General features: G+C 63.1%; 18 protein-coding genes. 11 read left to right on the top strand and 7 right to left on the bottom strand.

The window, feature by feature from the left end:
- Window positions 1-25 precede the first annotated feature (25 nt).
- Together CBW50_RS04285 and CBW50_RS04280 are read right to left on the bottom strand one after the other, a co-directional pair.
- The gene (locus tag CBW50_RS04285) at window positions 26-2,086 is read right to left on the bottom strand and encodes a DUF4132 domain-containing protein (protein WP_086144363.1); all 2,061 of its coding nucleotides are present in this window, start codon (window positions 2,084-2,086) and stop codon (window positions 26-28) included.
- A complete protein-coding gene (locus CBW50_RS04280) occupies window positions 2,073-2,771 on the bottom strand; it encodes a Crp/Fnr family transcriptional regulator (RefSeq protein WP_086144362.1) in 699 nt (232 codons plus the stop codon). Before CBW50_RS04280 ends, CBW50_RS04285 begins: the two co-directional genes overlap by 14 nt.
- Window positions 2,772-2,951: 180 nt before the next feature.
- Between CBW50_RS04280 and CBW50_RS04275 the strand changes: the two genes are divergently transcribed.
- From CBW50_RS04275 to CBW50_RS04235, 9 genes are all read left to right on the top strand, one after another.
- Window positions 2,952-4,883, top strand: a complete 1,932-nt coding sequence (locus CBW50_RS04275; RefSeq protein ID WP_086144361.1) for an AMP-binding protein — start codon at window positions 2,952-2,954, stop codon at window positions 4,881-4,883.
- A 14-nt stretch (window positions 4,884-4,897) separates the two neighbouring features.
- Window positions 4,898-5,713, top strand: coding sequence for an ABC transporter ATP-binding protein (locus CBW50_RS04270; protein ID WP_253251901.1), 816 nt, complete (start codon window positions 4,898-4,900; stop codon window positions 5,711-5,713).
- Window positions 5,714-5,738: 25 nt separating this feature from the next.
- Window positions 5,739-6,635, top strand: coding sequence for a branched-chain amino acid ABC transporter permease (locus CBW50_RS04265; RefSeq protein ID WP_212592262.1), 897 nt, complete (start codon window positions 5,739-5,741; stop codon window positions 6,633-6,635).
- Between the two features lie 57 nt (window positions 6,636-6,692).
- Window positions 6,693-7,751: a branched-chain amino acid ABC transporter permease gene (locus CBW50_RS04260; RefSeq protein ID WP_086144359.1), complete on the top strand. Its 1,059-nt coding sequence runs from the start codon at window positions 6,693-6,695 to the stop codon at window positions 7,749-7,751.
- 64 nt (window positions 7,752-7,815) lie between these two features.
- Entirely contained in the window at window positions 7,816-9,135 is a 1,320-nt protein-coding gene (locus CBW50_RS04255; RefSeq protein ID WP_086144358.1) for an ABC transporter substrate-binding protein, read from the top strand.
- Between the two features lie 63 nt (window positions 9,136-9,198).
- Window positions 9,199-10,044, top strand: a complete 846-nt coding sequence (locus tag CBW50_RS04250) for an ABC transporter ATP-binding protein (protein ID WP_086144357.1) — start codon at window positions 9,199-9,201, stop codon at window positions 10,042-10,044.
- A gap of 15 nt (window positions 10,045-10,059) precedes the next feature.
- A complete protein-coding gene (locus CBW50_RS04245; protein WP_086144356.1) occupies window positions 10,060-10,413 on the top strand; it encodes an MmcQ/YjbR family DNA-binding protein in 354 nt (117 codons plus the stop codon).
- 1 nt (window position 10,414) lies between these two features.
- Window positions 10,415-11,671 carry a phenylacetate--CoA ligase family protein gene (locus tag CBW50_RS04240; protein ID WP_086144355.1) on the top strand — a complete coding sequence of 419 codons (1,257 nt, stop codon included), beginning with the start codon at window positions 10,415-10,417 and terminating at the stop codon, window positions 11,669-11,671.
- 63 nt (window positions 11,672-11,734) lie between these two features.
- Window positions 11,735-12,316 carry a hypoxanthine-guanine phosphoribosyltransferase gene (locus CBW50_RS04235; RefSeq protein ID WP_086144354.1) on the top strand — a complete coding sequence of 194 codons (582 nt, stop codon included), beginning with the start codon at window positions 11,735-11,737 and terminating at the stop codon, window positions 12,314-12,316.
- A gap of 51 nt (window positions 12,317-12,367) precedes the next feature.
- Here the strand turns inward: CBW50_RS04235 and CBW50_RS04230 are convergent, their stop codons facing one another.
- From CBW50_RS04230 to CBW50_RS04220, 3 genes are all read right to left on the bottom strand, one after another.
- Entirely contained in the window at window positions 12,368-13,321 is a 954-nt protein-coding gene (locus tag CBW50_RS04230; RefSeq protein ID WP_086144353.1) for a nitronate monooxygenase family protein, read from the bottom strand.
- A 100-nt stretch (window positions 13,322-13,421) separates the two neighbouring features.
- Window positions 13,422-14,345: an MBL fold metallo-hydrolase gene (locus CBW50_RS04225; protein ID WP_086144352.1), complete on the bottom strand. Its 924-nt coding sequence runs from the start codon at window positions 14,343-14,345 to the stop codon at window positions 13,422-13,424.
- 8 nt (window positions 14,346-14,353) lie between these two features.
- Entirely contained in the window at window positions 14,354-14,572 is a 219-nt protein-coding gene (locus tag CBW50_RS04220) for a DUF1289 domain-containing protein (RefSeq protein WP_086144351.1), read from the bottom strand.
- Window positions 14,573-14,850: 278 nt separating this feature from the next.
- Between CBW50_RS04220 and CBW50_RS04215 the strand changes: the two genes are divergently transcribed.
- Both CBW50_RS04215 and CBW50_RS04210 read left to right on the top strand, forming a co-directional pair.
- Window positions 14,851-15,264: a CopG family transcriptional regulator gene (locus tag CBW50_RS04215; RefSeq protein ID WP_086144350.1), complete on the top strand. Its 414-nt coding sequence runs from the start codon at window positions 14,851-14,853 to the stop codon at window positions 15,262-15,264.
- 54 nt (window positions 15,265-15,318) lie between these two features.
- Window positions 15,319-16,581 carry a PHB depolymerase family esterase gene (locus CBW50_RS04210; RefSeq protein ID WP_226936146.1) on the top strand — a complete coding sequence of 421 codons (1,263 nt, stop codon included), beginning with the start codon at window positions 15,319-15,321 and terminating at the stop codon, window positions 16,579-16,581.
- Window positions 16,582-16,719: 138 nt separating this feature from the next.
- On the opposite strand, the gene CBW50_RS04205 is transcribed toward CBW50_RS04210, so the two are convergent.
- Together CBW50_RS04205 and CBW50_RS04200 are read right to left on the bottom strand one after the other, a co-directional pair.
- Window positions 16,720-17,871 (bottom strand): two-component system response regulator, encoded by a 1,152-nt coding sequence (locus CBW50_RS04205; RefSeq protein WP_086144348.1) that lies wholly within the window; start codon window positions 17,869-17,871, stop codon window positions 16,720-16,722.
- 31 nt (window positions 17,872-17,902) lie between these two features.
- A complete protein-coding gene (locus CBW50_RS04200; RefSeq protein ID WP_086144439.1) occupies window positions 17,903-20,941 on the bottom strand; it encodes a response regulator in 3,039 nt (1,012 codons plus the stop codon).
- Window positions 20,942-20,969: the final 28 nt, after the last annotated feature.

Below are 20,969 nucleotides of genomic sequence, written 5' to 3'. Positions count from 1 at the left end.
CCGGGAAGTGCCTATGATACCGCGATTAGCAGCCGGGCTGCACTCGCTGCAGCGCCAGCAGCGCCCCGGCCGCGGCCGCGATTTTTTCCAGCAGCGCCTCGTCGTAGGGCAGCCACGGCACGGCGCCCAGCTTGTTCCCCTGTGCTGCCACCTCGATCACTGCCTCGGCGCCATCCTTGGTGACCCTGCCGGTGCTCAGGTGGATCGCATGCCCGCCCACCATCAGGTGGCGCGCTTCGAGCGTCATCCGGCCATCCTTGATCAGGTCCGCGAATACCTGTTCCAGCACGGCGCGCCGCATGTCCGCCATCGGCCCCGGTGCCAGGTTGGCCAGGTAAAACAGGCGCTGTTCGCGCTCCACGCTTTGCTCTTCCTCCACCAGCGCCAACGCGCTGGCGCTGACCAGCAGGTCCACCGCGCGGCACGCTTCCGAATATGCCACCGGCGCCATCGGCATCATCTGCGCGGGCGCCAGCCCGTTTGACGTGCAGGCGCCGCCCGCCCCCGGATACACGCGTCCCTGGATGCGCAGCAATACGCGCCAGGCGCCGAACTGGCGCGACAGGCCTTCATCGTAGTCCAGGCGCCAGCCTTCGCGGCGCGCCAGCCCCAGCAAGGTGCGCAGCGACAGCTGGTAGCCTGCAAATGCGGCACTGCCGTCGCCAGGCGCTGCATATATTTCGCGATAAACCTGGCGCAGCGGCTGGCGCAGACGCCGCTGCGCGAGCAGCGCTTGCCAGGCGGCGCGCTCCTCCCCGCTGCCATGCAAGGGGTGCCACAGGCCGATCTCGCCTTGCGCAGGCAAATCCACTGGCTGCCCCTGCGCATCGATGGCGCCTTTCCCGTCGAGCATAAAGGCCAGCCCATCGCCCGTGCGCCAGACCAGCGCGCGCGCCACCGCGTCGATATCGGCATCGTCGCGCAGGGCACGCCATTGGTCCAGGCCAAACCACACCTCGCTGGCGTAGCCGGCCTCCAGGCGTCGCGCCAGCATGGCCTGGCGCCGCTTTCCCATGGGACCCGGCATGCCGATCCTCCAGGCGATATCGGGCCGTTCGGCCAGCGCCCGTTCGGCCGGTTTCAGATTGCGTTCCAGCTTCTTGCGGATGCCGGCATGGCGCACCTGGGCCAGCGCCGCGCGCAGGGCCAGCAGGCTTTCGGGCGTGGGGATGGTTTCCACCGCATGACCCAGCGCCATCGCCAGCGACTGCGACGGCGCGCTCTTGGCCGCGCCGGGTGCCACGCATGCCAAAGGCAGCAGGACGGTGATCACGGGCCTGAACCATGCATCATCGCGATAGGACGCCACCCGCGCGGCACGCGCCAGCACCGGCGAGTCTGCCGTGGCAAAGGCGGCATCGGCCGTATACGGCACGCTGCCATCATGAATGGCGGCGATATGGCGCGCCGCCTGTTCCAGTATCGTACGCGCAAAATCCACATACGCCGCATCATCGGCCAGCTCTTCGGCGGGGTCCGCCTCGCCTATGCTGTCGCGGTTCCAGTGGCCGCTGTAGCGCGAGCCGGCCAGCGCCAGCAGCGACGTTTTCGCCAGCTGCGGCAGCACGGTAAGTTCCTGCAAGGTCAAGGGCATCGGGTAGCGCGCATGGCGCTCGTCCATCATCTGCCCGAACTGGGTCAGGGCGTCGCCGCCGGCCAGCTGCGCCAGCAGCCAGGCGGCAAAATGCTGTTCGCCCCAGTGCTTCGGTTCATCGAGGACGCGCAGCGCCAGCTGCGCGCTGCCTTCCGGTGGCGTGCCGCGCAGGCAAGCCAGGCAGCCGATTGCGTAGTCCCAGTCGTGCACGCGGGCCGCGTCCAGCGCGTCGAGGAACATGTCGCCTGCCAGCGCCGGTGCCAGGTTCATGCTGCTCGCTTGCTCCAATAGCGCCAGCGCCAGTTCGCGCCGAGCATAATCGTCATGGCCGAAGCGCGCCGCGCGGTGCAGCGCACCCCAGATGGCGCCCAGTTCTTCTGGCGCCCAGTCGCTGAAATCGACCGGCGGCCCCGTAAAGCGCGCATGCTCGACAAAGCCGCCATCGAGGCGGGCGCGCAGCGCCGCGGCGCGAGTGGACTCAGATGGCATCATCGGCCTCGTAGCGGCGCAAGCCTTCCAGATCCAGCACGCGGATGCCGCCGTAATCGAGGCGCAGCAAGCCTTTCTTTTCCAGCACCTGCAAGGCCTGGTTGGCGCGCTGGCGCGAGGAGCCGGACAGCAGGCCGATTTCCTCCTGCGACAGCTGCACCAGGGTTTCCACGCCCGGGTACAAATGCGAATTGAACATCGACGCCAGGCAGCGCGCCACGCGCGTGTTCAGGTCCAGCAGGCGCTCGTTTTCCACCATGCCGATGAACTGTCCCAGGCGCTCGTTCAACTGCATCAGCAAAAAGCGCGTAAATGGCAAACTCGTTTCCAGCAGCCAGTGGAAGGTGGCGCCGGGCAGGCGCGCCACGCGCGTGTCGCGCAAGGCCATGGTGTCGTACTTGCGGATTTCGTTCTTCAGCAGCGAGCCTTCGCCAAACCAGCTGCCGGGCGGCACGCCGATAAAGGTCATGGCCTTGCCGGATGCGGAAAAATTATTCATCTTGACCATGCCGCTGATGACGCCGATCCAGTTGTCCACCGGCTCGCCCTTGCGGCAGACAAAACCGCCTTTCGGCACGAAGGTTTCAAACACATCCGCCTCCACCCGGGCCAGTTGAACGGGATCGAGCAGCTGCGCCCAGTTTGCCGCGCGCACGGCATCCTTGAGACTGATATCAGGGTTGGTCATTGTGCGATGCACCATCGAAAAGTGGGTAAATGTCCCCGAAAAGACAACTCGGCAAACTAACGCAAGCTACTATCATTACACAAACGCAGCACACATAAAAAACACAGAGCGCCACACGACGAGGTGGCGCCTGAGACACGCAACAGGGAGACACTGGTGCATACAACGACCACGGCAGCAATGCCAACTTTTCCGCGGCGCTTATTGCAACACGGAGCAATCCGCGCTGACAAGCCCGCATTTCGCGAAAAACACCTGGGCATCTGGCAAACCTGGAGCTGGTCCCAGGTCAATGACGAGGTACGTGCGCTGGCCTGCGGTCTGGCGGCCATCGGTTTCCAGCGCGGCATGAACCTGGCCATCATCGGCGACAACCGCCCGCGCCTGTACTGGGCCATGCTGGCCGCGCAAAGCCTGGGCGGCGTGCCGGTGCCACTGTACCAGGATGCGCCGGCCGCCGACATGGCCTATGTGCTGCAGGATGCGGAAATCCATTACGCCATCGTCGAAGACCAGGAACAGGTCGACAAGCTGCTCGAACTCAAGGCGCTGTACCCGCACATCACCCACATCGCCTATGACGATGAACGCGGCATGCGCCACTACCGCCAGCCGGAGCTGATTTCCTTCGCCGGCCTGCAGGCGCTGGGCCGGGTCTACGATCGCGAACATCCGGGCTTTTTCGACGCTTCCGTGGAGCTGGGTAACGGTCAGGATTCGGCCGTCATGCTGTACACCTCGGGCACCACCGGCAAGCCGAAAGGCGTGTGCCAAAGCCACGCCGCACTGCTGGCCGCAGGCGTTGGCTGCGTCGCCTTCGACAAGCTCACGGACGATGAAGACATCCTCTCCTACCTGCCCATGGCGTGGGTCGGCGACTGCCTGTTCTCGCTGGCACAGGCCATGGTGGCAGGCTTCACCGTCAACTGCCCCGAGTCGGGCGATACGGTGATGATCGACATGCGCGAAATCGGCCCCACCTGCTATTTTGCCCCTCCGCGCGTGTTCGAGAACATGCTCACCAGCGTGATGATACGCATGGAAGATGCGAGCAGCATCAAGCGCCACATGTTCAGGCATTTCATGGACGTCGCCAAACGCTGCGGCGCGCAGATTCTGGATGGCAAGCCGGTTTCGCTGGCTGACCGTCTCAGCTACAAGCTGGGCGACCTGCTGGTCTACGGTCCCCTGAAAAACGTGCTCGGACTGTCGCGCGTGCGCGTCGCCTATACGGCCGGCGCCGCCATCGGCCCCGACCTGTTCCGCTTCTACCGCTCCATCGGCGTCAACCTCAAGCAGCTGTATGGCTCCACCGAAACGTGCGCCTATGTATGTCTGCAACCGGATGGCAATATCAAGTTCGACAGCGTAGGCTTGCCGGCGCCGGGCGTGGAAGTCAAGCTGGCGCACAACGGCGAAGTGCTGGTCAAGTCGCCGGCCACCATGAGCGGCTACTTCAAGCGTCCCGATGCGACAGCCGAAGTGATCGACGACGACGGCTATTTCCATACGGGCGACGCGGGCGTGTTCGACAGCGAAGGCCACCTGAAAATCATCGACCGCGCGGCCGACGTGGGCAAGATGAATTGCGGCGCCATCTTCGCCCCCAACTACATCGAGAACAAGCTCAAGTTTTTCCCCTTCATCAAGGAGGTGGTGGCTTTCGGCCATGCGCGCGACCAGGTCTGTGCCTTCATCAATATCGACATCGAAGCGGTGGGCAACTGGTCCGAGCGGCGCGGCATCGCCTATTCCGGCTACACCGACCTGGCGGCCCGCACCGAGACATATGGCCTGATTCGCGACTGCATCGAGCAAATGAACGCGGAACTGGCGGCCGACCCCTTGATGGAACGCACGCAGGTACACCGCTTCCTGGTGCTGCACAAGGAACTCGATCCGGACGACGACGAACTGACCCGCACGCGCAAGGTGCGCCGCAAGTTCATCGCCGAAAAATACGCGGTGCTCATTGCCGCCCTGTATGAGGGCAAGGCAACGCAATACATCGAGACCCAGGTGAAGTTCGAGGATGGCCGCATCGGTTCGACCAGCGCCGACCTGCAGATCTGGGACAGCAAAACGTATCCGGCCCTGGGCCTGGCTGCATGATGGAGCACAGCACGATGCAAATGAACGAACCCGACGCCCATTTCGGCACGGCCCGCAAGACCGGTCCCGTGATCCTCGACCTGAAGAACATCTCGCTGTCGTTCGGCGGCGTGAAGGCGCTGACCGATATCTCCTTCGACGTCAGGCAGCATGAAATCCGCGCCATCATCGGCCCGAACGGCGCCGGCAAAAGTTCGATGCTCAACGTGATCAACGGCGTGTACCGTCCGCAGCAGGGCGAGATCATCTACCGGGGCGAACACCGGCGCGGCATGGATTGCTATGCGGCCGCCAAGTCCGGCATTGCGCGCACCTTCCAGAACATCGCCCTGTTCAAGGGCATGACGGTGCTGGACAACATCATGACGGGGCGTAACCTGAAAATGAAGTCGAATTTCCTCTTGCAAGCCCTGTACTGGGGCCCGGCGCGGCGCGAGGAAATCGAGCACCGCAAGAAGGCCGAAGAAATCATCGACTTCCTGGAAATCCAGGCCATCCGCAAGACGCCCGTGGGACGCCTGCCCTACGGCCTGCAAAAGCGCGTGGAACTGGGCCGCGCGCTGGTGGCCGAACCGRAAATTTTGCTGCTGGACGAGCCGATGGCCGGCATGAACGTGGAGGAAAAACAGGACATGTGCCGCTTCATCCTCGACGTCAACGACCAGCTGGGCACGACCATCGTGCTGATCGAGCACGACATGGGCGTGGTGATGGATATCTGCGACCGCGTGGTAGTGCTCGACTACGGCAAGAAAATCGGCGATGGCACGCCCGACGAGGTGCGCAGCAATCAGGATGTCATCAACGCGTATTTGGGTGTCGCGCACTAGCACCAGACAAGGAACAGCAATGAATATCAATTTTTTCTTTGAAGTGCTGATCGGCGGCCTGCTGTCGGGCGTCATGTATGCGCTGGTGGCGATCGGCTTCGTCCTGATCTACAAGGCCTCGGGCGTGTTCAACTTCGCGCAGGGCGCGATGGTGTTCTTCGCCGCCCTGACCTGCGTCGGCATCATGGACAAGTTCGGCCTGTCGCTGTGGCTGGCCATCCCGCTGACGATGCTCACCATGATAGTCCTGGGCATGGCGATTGAAAGGGTGGTCTTGCGCCCGCTCGTCAACCAGCCCGAAATCACCCTCTTCATGGCCACCATCGGCCTGACCTTTTTCATCGAGGGCCTGGCGCAGCTGATGTGGGGTTCGCAGGTGCACAAGCTGGACCTGCCGATCGAGGACGTGCCGATGCAGTTCCTGATGGACCACTTCGACATCAACATTTCGCAATTCGACATGGTGGCTGCCGGCGTCTGCGCGGTGCTGGTCATTTGCCTGGCCCTGCTGTTCTCGAAAACCAAGGTAGGCCGCGCCCTGCGCGCCGTCGCCGACGACCACCAGGCGGCGCTTGCCGTGGGTATCCCTTTGCAGCGCATCTGGGCCGTGGTCTGGGGCGTGGCGGGCCTGGTGGCCCTGGTGGCAGGCTTGCTGTGGGGCGCCCGCAACGGCGTGCAGTTCGCCCTCACCTTCGTCGCCCTCAAAGCCTTGCCGGTGCTGATCCTCGGCGGCTTTACCTCGGTGCCGGGCGCCATCGTCGGCGGCCTGATCATCGGCGCCTCTGAAAAACTGGCCGAAGTCTATATCGGCCCCATGGTCGGCGGCGGCATCGAAGGCTGGTTCCCGTATGTGCTGGCCCTGCTGTTCCTGCTGGTGCGCCCGGAAGGCCTGTTCGGCGAGAAGATCATCCGGCGGATCTGATGACGCACACCATGCACACCACGCACAACGCTACCGCTCCATCACAAAGGACACGCCATGATTTACCGTGAAGCAGGACAATTCAAGACCAGCTACCAGGCCGACAACCAGATCTTCCCGATCCGGCAAGACCGCCTGGCGCTGACGGGCACGCTGCTAGCCGCCGTCTTCCTCCTGCCGTATTTCTCCTCGCCCTATCTGCTGTCGGCGATCATGATTCCCTTCCTGATCTTCGCCCTGGCCGCGCTGGGACTGAACATCCTGACCGGTTACGCGGGCCAGCTGTCGCTGGGCACGGCCGCCTTCATGGCCGTCGGTGCCTTCGCCTCATACAACTTCATGGCGCGCCTGCCTGGCCTGCCGCTGCTGGTGTCCTTCATCCTGGGCGGCCTGTGCGCGGCCACGGTGGGCATCGCCTTCGGCCTGCCCTCCTTGCGCATCCGCGGCTTCTACCTGGCAGCCTCCACGCTGGCGACGCAGTTCTTCGTTGTCTGGTGCCTGACCAAGATCCCGTATCTGACCAACTACAGTTCCTCGGGCGTGATCACGGTACAGAAAATGAGCATCCTCGGCTACCAGTTCGACACGCCACAAAGCAAATACCTGCTGGTGCTGGCCATCGTCGCCGGCATGGCGCTGCTGGCCAAGAACATGATCCGCTCAAACGTGGGCCGTTCATGGATGGCCGTGCGCGACATGGACATGGCGGCAGAAGTGATCGGTTTCAGACTGATGCGCACCAAGCTGCTGGCGTTCGCCGTCAGCTCGTTTTACTGCGGCGTGGCCGGCGCGCTGTATGCGTACGCCTACCTGGGCACGGTAGAACCGGAAGCGTACAACCTGGACCTGTCCTTCCGCATCCTGTTCATGATCATCATTGGCGGCGTCGGTTCGATTTTAGGCTCCTTTCTGGGCGCGGCCTTCATCGTGCTGCTGCCCGTCTTCCTGAACACCATCGCGCATGGCCTGGCGCTGCCCACCAGCGTGGCCTCGAACCTGGAACTGATGGTGTTCGGCGCGCTGATCATCTTCTTCCTGATCGTCGAACCACACGGCCTGGCCAGGCTGTGGCAGATCGCCAAGGAAAAGCTCAGGTTGTGGCCTTTCCCGCACTAGGAATTTGTACCTTGCAGTCAGATGTCGGTTCTGTTGAAAACCAAATAAAACAAGAGGAGACACAATGAAACACATCAAATCGCTCATGCTGGCCGCCGCCATCGCCAGTGCCGCACTTACCATGGCCGGCAGTGCGCAGGCGCAGGACAAGGAACAGTACATCGCCCTGCCGTCCTACCGCGTGGGTCCATACGCGGCCGGCGGCTCCGGCTTCTACGGCGGCATCATCGACTACTTCAACCTGGTCAACCAGGCCGGCGGCGTCAATGGCGTCAAGATCAGCTGGGAGGAATGCGAAACCGAATACAACCCGTCGCGCGGCGTCGAATGCTATGAACGCCTGAAAACCAAGCAGGGCGGCGCCACGTTGGTCGAAACCCTGTCCACGGGCGTCGCCTACGGCATCCTCGACCGCGTGGCGCAGGACAAGATCCCGATGACGATGATCGGCTACGGCCGCTCGGATGCCGCCAACGGCAAGGTCTTCCCCTACGTGTATCCGCTGATCTCCAGCTACTGGAGCCAGGCCGCCGCCATGATCAAGTATTTGGGCGACAAGGATGGCGGCATGGACAAGCTGAAAGGCAAGAAGATCGTCCACCTGTACCACGATTCGGCCTTCGGCAAGGAGCCGCTGCCCGTGCTCGAAGCGCTGTCGAAACAGTACGGCTTCGAGCTGATCAAGATTCCCGTCGCGCCGCCCGGCAGCGAACAGCAATCGCAATGGCTGCAGATCCGCCAGGCCAAGCCGGACCACGTGATCCTGTGGGGCTGGGGCGTGATGAACTCCGTCGCCATCAAGACGGCGCAACGCAACGGCTTCCCGCGCGACAAGATGCTGGGCGTCTGGTGGGCCGGCTCCGAGGAAGACACGATTCCATCGGGCGACGCGGCCAAGGGTTACACGGCGATGACGTTCAATACGCCGGGCAATTACCCCGTGCTCGACGACATCCGCAAGAAACTCTACGCCTCCGGCAAGGGCAATCTGTCCGACCAGTCGCGCATCGGCTCCGTCTACCACATGCGCGGCGTGACGGCCGGCATCCTGTGGGTGGAAGCGATCCGCACGGCGCAGGAAAAATTCGGCAAGGGCAAGCCGATCACGGGCGAGCAGATGCGCTGGGGCCTGGAAAACCTGAACGTCGACGATGCGCGCCAGAAGGCCGTGGGCGCGCTGGGCATGTTCCCCACCGTGAAAACCAGCTGCGACGACCATGAAGGCTCGGGCGCCGTGAAAGTACAGCAGTGGGATGGCAAGAAATGGACCGCCATCACGCCGAAATGGATCGTCGGCGACAAGGCCCTGGTGCGCAAGCTGGTCGAGGAATCGTCAGGCAAGTACGCGGAAGAGAAAAAGATCACGCCGGCGTGCATGAAGTAAGCCACTGGAACCGGATCGGTGCCGACGCGCCGGTCCCGTGTTTAACATTTTAAAGAAGCAGCCATGAGCCACACTGCCACGCAATCCCCGATCAAGGTAGACGCGCCGCCGCCCTACCTGTCGGTCAACAATATCGAAGTCATTTACGACCATGTGATCCTGGTCTTGAAAGGCGTGTCGCTGCAGGTCCCGCAAGGCAAGATCGTGGCCCTGCTGGGCGCCAACGGCGCCGGCAAGTCGACCACGCTGAAGACCATCTCGACCCTGCTGCGCGGCGAGCGCGGTGACGTCACCAAGGGCGAGGTCCAGTTCAAGGGCGAGCGCGTGGACCAACTGACGCCGAATGAGCTGGTCAGGCGCGGCCTGTCGCAGGTGATGGAAGGCCGCCACTGTTTCGGCCACCTGACGATCGAGGAAAACCTGCTGACAGGCGCTTACACGCGCAGCCTGTCGCGCGGCGAGCTGAAAGACGCGCTGGAGAAGGTGTATCACTATTTCCCGCGCCTCAAAACACGGCGCGCCAGTCAGGCCGGCTACACCTCGGGCGGCGAGCAGCAGATGTGCGCCATCGGCCGCGCGCTGATGGCCAAGCCCTCGATGATTTTGTTGGACGAACCCTCGATGGGCATCGCGCCGCAAATCGTCGAGGAGATCTTCGGTATCGTCAAGGATTTGAACCACAAGGAAAACGTCTCTTTCCTGCTGGCCGAGCAGAACACCAACGTGGCCCTGCGCTACGCCGACTTCGGCTACATCCTGGAAAACGGCCGTGTCGTGATGGAAGGGCAAGCCCGGGAACTGGCCAGCAACGAAGACGTCAAGGAGTTTTACCTGGGCGTCTCCGGTGCCGGGCGCAAGAGCTTCCGCGACATGAAGTTCTACCGCCGCCGCAAGCGCTGGCTGGCCTGAGGACAGAGGGACGCCATGGATCTGGAACGGGCGAAAGAAGTGTGCCGCGGCTTTCCCGGTGCGACCGAAGACATCAAATGGACGAATGTGCTGGCGTTTTGCGTCGGCGGCAAGATGTTCGCCCTGTGCGGCGCGGAAGCGCACAGCACGCGCGGCATGAGCTTCAAGGTCGATGCCGAACGCTTCCTGGAATTGACGGACCGTCCCGGTATCCGCCCCGCGCCCTACCTGGCACGGGCCAGATGGGTGCATATCGCCAGCCCCGACGCCCTCGGCGACGCTGAAATGGCGGCCCTGCTGCACCGCTCCTACCGCCTGATCGTTTCCAGGCTGACGAAAAAACTGCAGTTGACATTGGAGAATCCGTAACATGACCGATACGCTCGACAGTCTGGAAGCACGCGCCCCCGAAGCGCGTGAACGCGAATTGATGGCCGGCCTGCCGCAGCTGATCGCGCGCGCGCAACAGGCGCCGGGCTGGGCCCGCATCCTCAATGGCGTCAACGCGGCCGACGTCACCAGCCGCGCCGCGCTGGCGCAGCTGCCCGTCACGCGCAAGTCCGACCTGAAGCAATTGCAGCACGCGCAACTGCCGTTCGGCGGCTTGAACACGACGCCGAAAAACGCCCTGTCGCGCGTATTCGTCTCGCCCGGCCCCATCTTCGATCCCGAAGGCCGCGGCCCCGACTGGTGGCGCTTCGCGCGCCCCATGTATGCGGCCGGCGTGCGCGCCGGCGGCCTGCTGCAGAACTGCTTTTCGTATCACTTCACGCCGGCAGCCTTCATGGTTGAAGGAGGGGCCGCGCGCATCGGCTGCACCGTCATCCCGGCCGGCATCGGCCAGACGGAAATGCAGGTGCAGGCGATGGCCGACCTCAAGCCGGACACGTATATCGGCACGCCCTCGTTTTTAAAACTGATCATCGAGAAGGCGCGCGAAATGGGCGCCGACATCAGCAGCGTCACCAAAGCCCTGATGGGCGCGGAAGCCTTGCCCGAATCCTTGCGCAGCTGGTTTGCCGAGAACGGCGTACCGCACGTGTTCCAGACCTATGCCTCGGCCGATATCGGCAGCATTGCCTATGAAACGGCCAGCAATGGCAAGCTTAATCCGGGCATGGTCATCGACGAGAACGTGCTGCTCGAGATCGTCCATCCCGGCAGCGGTATTCCCGTCGCACCGGGCGAGGTGGGCGAAGTGGTGGTCACCGTCTTCAATGCCGATTACCCGCTGATCCGCTTTGCCACGGGCGATCTGTCGGCCGTGCTGACGGACGTCCCCGCTTCGCCTTGCGGGCGCACGAATACGCGCATCAAAGGCTGGATGGGGCGCGCCGACCAGACCACCAAGGTGCGCGCCATGTTCGTGCACCCGTCGCAGGTGCACGAGATCGCGCGCCGCCACCCGCAGATCAAAAAGGCGCGGCTGGTGGTGTCGGGGCGCATGGCCAACGACGAGATGACCTTGCATTGCGAAGTCGACGATCCGCGCGACGCCAGCGGCGTCGAGGCCATCGTCGGCTCGATCCGCGAACTGACCAAGTTGCGCGGCGAAGTGGCGCTGGTGGCGGTGGGCAGCCTGGCGCAGGATGGGAGAATCATCGACGACATGCGCGATTACAAATAAGGCCGATTTGCGGGATAATACCGGCATTGACCATCAGCCCCATTCATCGCCATGCAAGAGTCCATGCAAGAATTTCATCACAACCGTGCCCGTGACCTGATCAAGAACGCGGAAATGCTGTTCGACCAAGATACCGTGCAGGCGTCGATCACGCGCATGGCCGACGTGCTCAACACGCGCTTCAACGCCGAAGATTCGAAAGAGTTCCCGCTGGTGCTGGGCGTGATGGGCGGCGCCGTCGTGTTTACGGGCAATCTGCTGCCGCAACTGAGCTTTCCGCTCGAATTCGACTACATCCATGTGAGCCGCTACGGCGACGATGACAAGGGCGGCGAAGTGGTATGGAAAGTCATCCCCCGCTCGAACGTGGCGGGCCGCACCGTCATCGTGCTCGATGATATTCTCGACGAAGGCGAAACCCTGGCGCACGTCAAGCAGCGTTTGCTGGACATGGGCGCTTCGGAAGTCATCCTGGCCGTCTTTGCCGACAAGGCCATCGGCAAGAAAAAGCCCGTGCAAGCCGACATCGTCGGCCTGGTGATCCCGAACCGCTTCGTCGTCGGCTTCGGCATGGATGCATACGGCTACTGGCGCAACCTGCCGGGTTTGTGGGCCATCAAGCCAGAAGACTTGAAGCAGGAATAAGGATGGCCCGGATGGTGCGGCATGCCGCGCCATCCGCTGTTCCCACCAACCTTACAGCTTTAGCCGCGCGCGCGCCGCCTCGTATTCCGCCTTCAGGCGCGCCACCATCTCCGCTACGCTCGGCACGTCATCCATCAAGCCCACGCCCTGGCCTGCGCCCCAGATATCGCGCCAGGCCTTCGCGCTGCCGGAGCCAAAATTCATCGCGCTCTTGTCTGCTTCAGGCAGAGCTTCCGGATCGAGTCCGGCCGCTTCGATCGATTTTTTCAGGTAATTGCCGTGCACGCCCGTAAACAGGTTCGTGTAGACGATGTCCGCTGCACTTGAGTCGACGATGGCGTCGCGGTAGCCGTCGCTGACGTTCGACTCCTTGGTCGCCAGCCAGCGCGAGCCGATGTAGGCGAAGTCGGCGCCCATCGCTTGCGCGGCCAGCACGGCGTCGCCCGTGGCGATGGAGCCTGACAGCGCCAGCGGACCGTCGAAGAATTTGCGCACTTCGCCTACCAGCGCGAACGGCGACAGGGTACCCGCGTGGCCGCCGGCGCCGCTGGCGACCAGGATCAAGCCATCGACGCCCGCTTCCAGCGCCTTTTTCGCGTGGCGGATCGAAATCACGTCATGCAGCACGATGCCGCCATAGCTGTGGATGGCGTCGAGCATTTCCTTGGGCGGCGCGCGCAGCGAGGAAATGATGATGGGAATCTGGTGTTTTACGCACACGGCCACGTCATGCGCCAGTCTGTCGTTCGACTGGTGCACGATCTGATTGACGGCGATCGGTCCCACTTTTTTATCGGGGTTGGCGGCCTGGAAGGCTGCCAGTTCGGCTTGCAAGTCCGTGAGCCAGGTGTCGAGCAGTTCGGCGGGACGCGCGTTGAGGGCCGGGAAGGAACCGACGATGCCGGCCTTGCACTGCGCCGCGACGAGGGCCGGGCCGCTGGCGATGAACATCGGCGAGGCGATAACGGGTAAGGAGAGGTTTTGCAACGCAACAGGCAATGCCATGGCGGACTCGCTGGAAAGTTGATCGGACGTGAAAGACACACTGAACGTCGATTATAGTGCAGAAAAAGTACGATCGTGCTGAATTTATCGCAAGTCCGGTTCAGCCCTCGTTGAGCAAGTACTCACCCTCGACGCGTGCCGCTGCCGCCCTGCATAGTTGCGACACGGCCCACTCGGCCAGCGCGGCCGACTCCTGGCGCAGGAAGCGCCGGTTGGCCTCTTCGAAGACGGGCATGCCGCGCAGCAGAGCCGGCACCTCGGCCAGGGCGATGCGCCGGCGTTCCAGCAGCAGGAATTTCAGCAGTACTTTCACCGCATTCTGCGCGTTGCGCACGGGGTCGGACGCCAGGTAGTCGAGACGAGAATACGCGCGCTGCAGCGCGCCGGCGGCATCCGTGAAGGGCCGCCCGTGGCCGGGAATGACGACGCGCACGTCCAGGCCGGCGATCAGGTCCAGCGTGGCGCGCGCCTCCGGAAAGCCGGAACCGCCCTCGAGTTCGGGGAAGATCACGCCAAAGCCGTTTTCCCACAGGGCGTCGGCGGAAATGAGAATGCCCTCTGCTGCGCAGTAAAAAATCAGGGAATGCGGGTCGTGGCCGGGTGCGCCCAGCGCTTGCCAGGCCAGGTCGGCCAGGATGAACGTATCGCCGGGCGAGACGGTGGCGTCAAAGCGGAAGCGCGGGCATTGCTGGCCCGTGGCCTGGAAACTCAGGGCGTCCACGTCCCAGCTGCGCACCTTGTCCGCTTCCGATGCGGGAATGGCCGTATAACAGCCGTATTCGGCCTGCAGCAGCGCGTTGCCGCCGCAATGGTCGGAGTGCAGGTGCGTATTGAACAGGCGGTCCAGGGGTCGGCCGGCCAGGCTATGGCGCAGCAGGGCCAGGGTTTGCGGCGCGTGCGTGACATAGCCGCTGTCGATCAGGGCCGTGTCATCCTTCCCTGTGAACAGGATGTTATTCGACGACAGCCAGCCTCGCTCGAATACCTGTACAGCATCGGGGAACAGCGCGGGCGGTCGCGGCATCGTGGTCCTCAGTCGAAGTCGATCATGGCATCGCGGCCCGGCAACTGGGCCCACACGGCGCGCTTGAAGTCGTCGTCGGCCTTGCTCCAGGCGATGATTTCGTCAAGCGTGCGCAAACAGCCCTCGCATAAGCCGCTGTCGCGGTTCATTTTGCACAGGCTGACGCAGGGCGACGGCACGGGGGACGCCAGCATGGCGGGAACAACTGGCGGGGTAGCGACCATCATGAAGCGGCATCGGTGACTGTGAGACCTTCATTATGCCGCGAAAGCGCCGCAGCGATGCGGCAAACAAGCACAACAATGTTTCCGTCGCCACATGTTTAAAAATAAAATATTATTAAAAAATTATTTACCGCACATTTATTTTGCACGGTCCTGTCACTCTGCGGGACCTTGTCCTACATCCGGATCAGCCAAGATCCTGCTTGACTTGAGATATTTCAGAACTATACTACCATCCATGTAGATGGCAGTTGGATGCCACACGGAGTTTCTGGAGACTTATGACCAAGCAAGACAGCAAGCCCAAAATCGGGGAATCAGAAAAAATCACGATCAACCTGGGGTTGATCGACCTGGGGCAGATCGATCTGCTGGTCCAGGAAGGATTCTATTCCAACCGTACGGACCTGATCCGTACGGCCATACGCAACCAACTGGGTACCCACGCCGACGTGGTCAGACAAACCGTCGCCCGTAAAAGCCTGGTATTGGGCATGCAGCACTATTCGCGCGCCGACCTGGAAGCGATCCAGGCCGCCGGCCAGCGCTTGCAGATCCAGGTGCTGGGACTGGCCAGCATCGCCAGCGACGTCTCCGTGGAACTGGCGCTGGCCACCATCGAGTCGATCTTCGTATTAGGTGCCCTGCACGCCAGCACCGTCGTCAAGACGGCGCTCGCAGGGCGAATTCACTAGCGTATTGGTTTGCGGCGATGGCCCGGCCGATGCGCGGCACCGTTAAGGATGGTCATGAAACTACCTCAAAACATGTTTGCGCAAATGCGCGCAGCAACCCGCAAGCTGATGGGCAGAGGCCCTGCCGCCGCCACCGAAGCCATCCAGCAAGCGTTGGCCGCGGCCGGCCTGACACCGCAGGCGACGGCTACGCAGCCGCCGCAGCAGCGTATGCACGACATCAATCCACCACCGCCGCCAGCGTCGGCCCGGGCCGCGCAGCCTGCCGCCGCGCCGGAATCGGCATCGGCGCCGCCCACGCCGGCACAAGCGGCGCAGGATTTCGCGCAAGACTTCATGGCGCGCCTGGGCGTGCCCGCCGGCCTGGGCCAGCACGGCTTCGACATGCCCAGCTTCGAGCTGCCGAATTTCCATCCGCCCGGTTTCAACACCCCGGCCACCGCGCCGCCGGACGTGCCCGACGGTGCCCAATTCATCGACGGCGTGTACCGCAACCATGCGGGCACGCGCTCCTACAAGCTGTACATCCCCAGCAGCTATCATGGCCAGGCCATGCCGCTGGTCGTCATGCTGCACGGCTGTACGCAAAATCCCGACGATTTCGCGGCCGGCACGCAGATGAATGCGCTGGCTGAAGAAAAGGAGTGTTTTGTTGTCTACCCGGCGCAGACGCAGGGCGCCAACAGTTCGCGCTGCTGGAACTGGTTCAACGCCATCGACCAGCAGCGCGGCCAGGGCGAGCCGTCGCTGATCGCCGGCATCGCCCAGCAAGTCATCGACGAGTACCCGGTCAATGAGCGCGAAGTGTTCGTCGCCGGCCTGTCGGCGGGCGGCGCCATGGCCGTCATCGTCGGCACCTTGTATCCGGACCTGTTTGCCGCCGTGGGCGTGCATTCGGGTCTGCCCTTCGCCTCGGCGCAGGACCTGCCGTCGGCACTGGCGGCCATGAAGGGCGGCGCCATGCCCAACCCCAAGCGCCAGGCGCCGGCAGGCGGCGTACCCATCATCGTCTTCCATGGCGACCGCGACACCACCGTCAACCCGCGCAATGGCGATGAACTGATCGCCCAGGGCGTGCGCAGTCAGGCGGGCGGCAAGGCGGCCAAGGCCGCATCCGTCGACGGCAGCGTGCCGAATGGCCACCGCTACACGCGCACCACGCACAGCCAGGCCGATGGTTCGCCGCTGGGTGAATATTGGATCATCCATGGCGCCGGTCATGCCTGGTCCGGCGGCAGCGACAACGGCAGTTACACGGACGGCAAAGGGCCGGACGCCAGCCGGGAGATGCTGCGCTTCTTCAAGACCGTCAGCTAAACACTAATCTGGACGTGGCATGCACGGCGCCGGCCATGCCTGATCAGGCGGCAGCGACAGCGGCCGTCATGCGACCGACGGCAAAGGCCCGGACGCCAGCCGCCGGACGCAAAAAGCAGCTGCGCTTCTTCAAGGCCGTCAGCTGATGTTTTCGGTGTATGGTGCGATCTGCCGCTGCTTGTCGGCGATCTCGCACACGCCGTCGGCATAGCGGTTGGAGATGGCGATGAACTGCTCCTGGATCTGCAGGAAGGCGTCGACGATCTCGGCGTCGAAGTGCGAACCGCGGCCCTCGACGATGATCTGCACGGCCTGCGCATGGTCCATGCCCTGCTTGTAGATACGTCGGCTGATCAGGGCGTCATACACGTCGGCCAGCGCCATCAGGCGCGCCGAAATCGGGATGTCTTCGCCGGCCAGCCCCTGCGGATAACCGCTGCCATCCCATTTTTCATGGTGGCTGTAGGCGATCTCTTTCGCGTACTTGAGGAAATCGACCTCGATGCCCAGCTCGTGCTCGGCCGCCAGGATGGCATCGCGACCCAGCGTAGTGTGCGTCTTCATGATGGCCATTTCATGCGGCTCGAAACGGCCCGGCTTGAGCAGGATATGGTCGGGGATGCCCACCTTGCCGATATCGTGCAATGGCGCCGTCTTGAACAGCAGCTCGATATTCTTGTCTGTCAAAAAAGCGCGGAAGCGCGGCAAGTTGCGCACTTTTTCCGCCAGCGCCTTCAGGTAGTGCGAGGTGCGGCGGATATGGTTGCCCGTCTCGCTGTCGCGTGTCTCGGCCAGCGACGCCATCGCATGGATGGTGACATCCTGTAACGCCTTGACTTCCTGCACGCGGCGCTCCACCTCGGTTTCCAGGTACTGGTTCTGGTCGAGCAAAAAATCCTGCATCTGCTTCATCGCCAGCTGCGTCTTGATGCGCGCCAGCACGATGGGCGCCGAAATCGGCTTGGTGATGTAGTCGACGGCGCCCAGGGCCAGGCCCAGCTGCTCGTCGGCCACTTCGCTCATGGCGGTGACAAAAATCACGGGGATGCCGGCCGTGGCGGGATCGGCCTTCAGCGCGCGGCACACATCGTAGCCGCTCATGCCCGGCATCATGATGTCGAGCAGGATCAGGTCAGGCTGGTCGCTGCCGGCGGCGATCTTCAGGGCACGCTCGCCATTGACGGCAATCTTGGTGCGGTAATCGTCTTCCAGCACCGCACGCAGCAGGTCGATATTGTCTGGCGTGTCATCGACCACCAGGATGGTTGGCTTGCTTGCCGGCGCTCTCATGCCCGTCCTTCGCTCTGCATAGTTATCCTTCTCACAATGTCAGCTCCAGCGCATCGGCCACCTCGCCCAGCTGCGCCAGCGCACCTTCGAAATCATATTGCCCCAGCATGCGCTTCAACTGACGCGCGTGTTCAGCCTGCCCGGCCGCGATCAGCACAGGGCCGATGCCGTCGAGGTGTTTGACGGCCTGCGCATCATCCTGCTGCAGCAGCTGCGACAGTTCGCGCAAGCCAGTCTCCAGGCGCACCCGGTCCACGGGCGCCACCACCGCACTACCTGGCTCGACCACATTGCCACGCGCCTGCATGGCCAGCACGATCTTCGGCACCAGCTCATCGAGCGCCAGGGTACAGGCGGCCAGCGCCTGCGGCAAGCCGTCGTGCGAGCCGAGGCTGAGCAAATGCTCGACGCGCGCAGCGCAATCGGCCAGGCCGCCGGCGCCGATATTGCCGGCCAGGCCCTTCAGGGTATGCGCTTCGCGAATCGCCGTTTCCAGCTGGTTGTTCTCGATGGCGGCAACGATGCGCTGCATGACATCAAACTGGGTTTCCACAAAACGGTCCAGCAATTTTCGCATCAACGCGGCATTGCCGCCCACGCGCCGCATGGCGTCCGCCATTTTCAGGCCTGCGATCACCGGCAGCTCCGCTTCCGGCAGCGCCACCGCCACGCTCACTTCCTGCGGCATGGCAGGCGCAATCCAGCGTGCCAGGGTGCCGAACAGCTGCGCCACGTCGATCGGCTTGGCGATGAAATCGTTCATGCCGGCGTCCAGGCATTTTTCCTTGTCGCCAACCATGGCATTGGCCGTCATGGCAATCACGGGCAAATTGGAGTAGCGCGGATCCTGGCGCAGCTTGCGGGTCGCCTGATAGCCGTCCATCACCGGCATCTGGCAATCCATCAATACGCCGTCATACGCATTTTCTTCGATCTTCGCCAGCGCGATGGCGCCATTGCTGGCAATATCGACGCGAATGCCCGCGTCGTTGAGAATATGCTGCGCCACTTCCTGGTTGACCTCATTGTCTTCCACCAGCAACAGCCAGGCGCCGCGCAGAGCGCGCTCGTCGTCGCGGTAGCTGCTCTGGCGCTGCGTCTTGCGGCTCTGTCCCGTCACGCCGCCAAACACGAATGAAATCTGGTCAAGCAAGGTCGAGGCGCTGATCGGCTTGTTCAATATACCGTCAAGCGGCAGCTCGCGCTGGCGCGCCGCCTCCACCAGCGCTTCGCGATGGAAGGCCGTCACCATGATGCAGGCAGGCGCCGCATCGATGCCAGCGGCATCTGCGCGGATGCCGGCCAGGGTATCGAGGCCGTTCATGCCAGGCATCTTCCAGTCCATCAGTACGAGGCCATACGGGCGCCCCTCGGCACGCGCCTGCGCCACAGCACCGATGGCCAGCACGCCGCCATATACGGCGCGCGCCTCGAAGCCCAGCGCCGTCAGCATATTGACGAATATTTCACGCGCGCTTGGGTTATCGTCGACCACCAGCACGCGCAGCCCCTCGAACTGCTGCGGATGCTGCAGGCTGTCGCGCGGCACGGCGGCCAGGCCGAAGCGGGCCGTGAAAAAGAAGGTGCTGCCCACGCCAGCTTCGCTTTCCAGGTCGATCTCGCCTTCCATCATTTCCACCAGGCGCTTGCTGATGGTCAGGCCCAGGCCCGTGCCGCCGTGGTGGCGCGTGGTGGAGGTATCGGCCTGGGTAAATGCCTGGAACAGCTTGCTGCGCTGGGGCGGCGTCAGGCCAATGCCCGTGTCGCGCACATCCACCCGCAGCACCGCCGCATGTTCTTCCAGCTGCTGCAGGCGGATGCTGACGACGATCTCGCCCTTCTCCGTAAATTTGATGGCATTGTTGGTCAGGTTGATCAGCACCTGGCCCAGGCGCAGCGGATCGCCCTGCAAGGCGTTCGGTACATCGGGAGCGACGTCGAACAGCAGCTCCAGGCCCTTGTCCTGCGCGCGCATCACGGACAGGTCGGCGATCTGCGCCAGCACGTCCTCGAGGAAGAAATCGACTTTTTCAAAGGCCATCTTGCCCGCCTCTATCTTCGAGAAATCGAGGATATCGTCGATAATGGCCAGCAGGTTCTTCGAGGCCGATTCCACCTTTTCCAGGTAATTGCGCTGGGTTGGCGTGAGCTCGGTCTGCAACGCCAGGTGGGTCATGCCGATGATGCCATTCATCGGCGTGCGGATCTCGTGCGACATATTGGCCAGGAAGTCCGACTTCATCTTGGTCGCATCCTCGGCCACTTCGACGGCATGGCGCAAGTCCTGCTCGACGGCCAGGCTGGTACTCATGTCCTTGAGCGCCTGCAGCAATTCGCCCGTCTCGTCGCGTGACGTCACTTCGATGACGGAACTGAGGTCGCCATTGGCCACGCGCGTGGCAATCGCCACCGCCTCGCCCAGCGGACGCGTGATCGAGCGCGCCGACCAGGCAAAGGCCAGGCCAATCAGCAAGGCTGCCAGGCCGATGCCGCCCATCAGCAGCAGCGAGGTGTCGATATCGTTGCGTATCCTCGCCGCGCTGTCGCGGATCTGCTGCTGCTGCAGGTCATCGAGCTGGCCTACGTAGAGCAGCACCTTTTCCAGCACGGGTAGCGTCTGTATCTGCATCGTCTGCTCCGCGCCAGCATCGTCACCGCGCTCTACCAGCACGAACATCGCCTTGAGCGAGGCATAATAATCGGCGCGCGCGCGATGCATCTGCTCCAGCAGGCGCCGCTCCTCGGGCCGCGCATCGAGCCCGTCGAGAACCCGCACCTGTTCGTCGATGCCAAGCTTGATCGATTCCAGGCGTTCCTGATTTGCCTGGCGCAGCGCCAGCTTATGCTGGGTGGGCAGGCTGGCGATGCGCGTGGCAGCCTCGCGCGCCAGGCCATGGATCTTGCTGGTGGCCTTGGAAGCGACCCAGTCGCGCTGCAGAATATCGTCGGTCTCGGCACGGATCGCGTAAATACGGCTGCCCGACAGCACGATGACGACCAGCATCAGCACAATCAGGATGACATAGCCCGCATTGATGCGCACGCCGATCCGGATATCCCTGAAACGCATAAAAATTTCCCATAAGTAACTATTAAAA

Source organism: Janthinobacterium sp. GW458P, assembly GCF_002127585.1.
In the GTDB taxonomy this organism is placed as follows: Bacteria; Pseudomonadota; Gammaproteobacteria; order Burkholderiales; family Burkholderiaceae_D; genus Janthinobacterium.
Note: the sequence above shows the minus strand (reverse complement) of the source record. Positions and strands in the feature narration are given on the sequence as shown.

What these genes read in the sequence shown, in the direction of transcription:
- CBW50_RS04215 (WP_086144350.1), top strand. Translation starts at nt 14,851, where the DNA reads ATGACCAAGCAAGACAGCAAGCCCAAAATCGGGGAATCAGAAAAAATC.
- CBW50_RS04275 (WP_086144361.1), top strand. Translation starts at nt 2,952, where the DNA reads ATGCCAACTTTTCCGCGGCGCTTATTGCAACACGGAGCAATCCGCGCT.
- CBW50_RS04220 (WP_086144351.1), bottom strand. Translation starts at nt 14,572, where the DNA reads ATGATGGTCGCTACCCCGCCAGTTGTTCCCGCCATGCTGGCGTCCCCC.
- CBW50_RS04235 (WP_086144354.1), top strand. Translation starts at nt 11,735, where the DNA reads ATGCAAGAATTTCATCACAACCGTGCCCGTGACCTGATCAAGAACGCG.
- CBW50_RS04285 (WP_086144363.1), bottom strand. Translation starts at nt 2,086, where the DNA reads ATGATGCCATCTGAGTCCACTCGCGCCGCGGCGCTGCGCGCCCGCCTC.
- CBW50_RS04255 (WP_086144358.1), top strand. Translation starts at nt 7,816, where the DNA reads ATGAAACACATCAAATCGCTCATGCTGGCCGCCGCCATCGCCAGTGCC.
- CBW50_RS04210 (WP_226936146.1), top strand. Translation starts at nt 15,319, where the DNA reads ATGAAACTACCTCAAAACATGTTTGCGCAAATGCGCGCAGCAACCCGC.
- CBW50_RS04200 (WP_086144439.1), bottom strand. Translation starts at nt 20,941, where the DNA reads ATGCGTTTCAGGGATATCCGGATCGGCGTGCGCATCAATGCGGGCTAT.
- CBW50_RS04240 (WP_086144355.1), top strand. Translation starts at nt 10,415, where the DNA reads ATGACCGATACGCTCGACAGTCTGGAAGCACGCGCCCCCGAAGCGCGT.
- CBW50_RS04230 (WP_086144353.1), bottom strand. Translation starts at nt 13,321, where the DNA reads ATGGCATTGCCTGTTGCGTTGCAAAACCTCTCCTTACCCGTTATCGCC.
- CBW50_RS04260 (WP_086144359.1), top strand. Translation starts at nt 6,693, where the DNA reads ATGATTTACCGTGAAGCAGGACAATTCAAGACCAGCTACCAGGCCGAC.
- CBW50_RS04245 (WP_086144356.1), top strand. Translation starts at nt 10,060, where the DNA reads ATGGATCTGGAACGGGCGAAAGAAGTGTGCCGCGGCTTTCCCGGTGCG.
- CBW50_RS04205 (WP_086144348.1), bottom strand. Translation starts at nt 17,871, where the DNA reads ATGAGAGCGCCGGCAAGCAAGCCAACCATCCTGGTGGTCGATGACACG.
- CBW50_RS04250 (WP_086144357.1), top strand. Translation starts at nt 9,199, where the DNA reads ATGAGCCACACTGCCACGCAATCCCCGATCAAGGTAGACGCGCCGCCG.
- CBW50_RS04225 (WP_086144352.1), bottom strand. Translation starts at nt 14,345, where the DNA reads ATGCCGCGACCGCCCGCGCTGTTCCCCGATGCTGTACAGGTATTCGAG.
- CBW50_RS04280 (WP_086144362.1), bottom strand. Translation starts at nt 2,771, where the DNA reads ATGACCAACCCTGATATCAGTCTCAAGGATGCCGTGCGCGCGGCAAAC.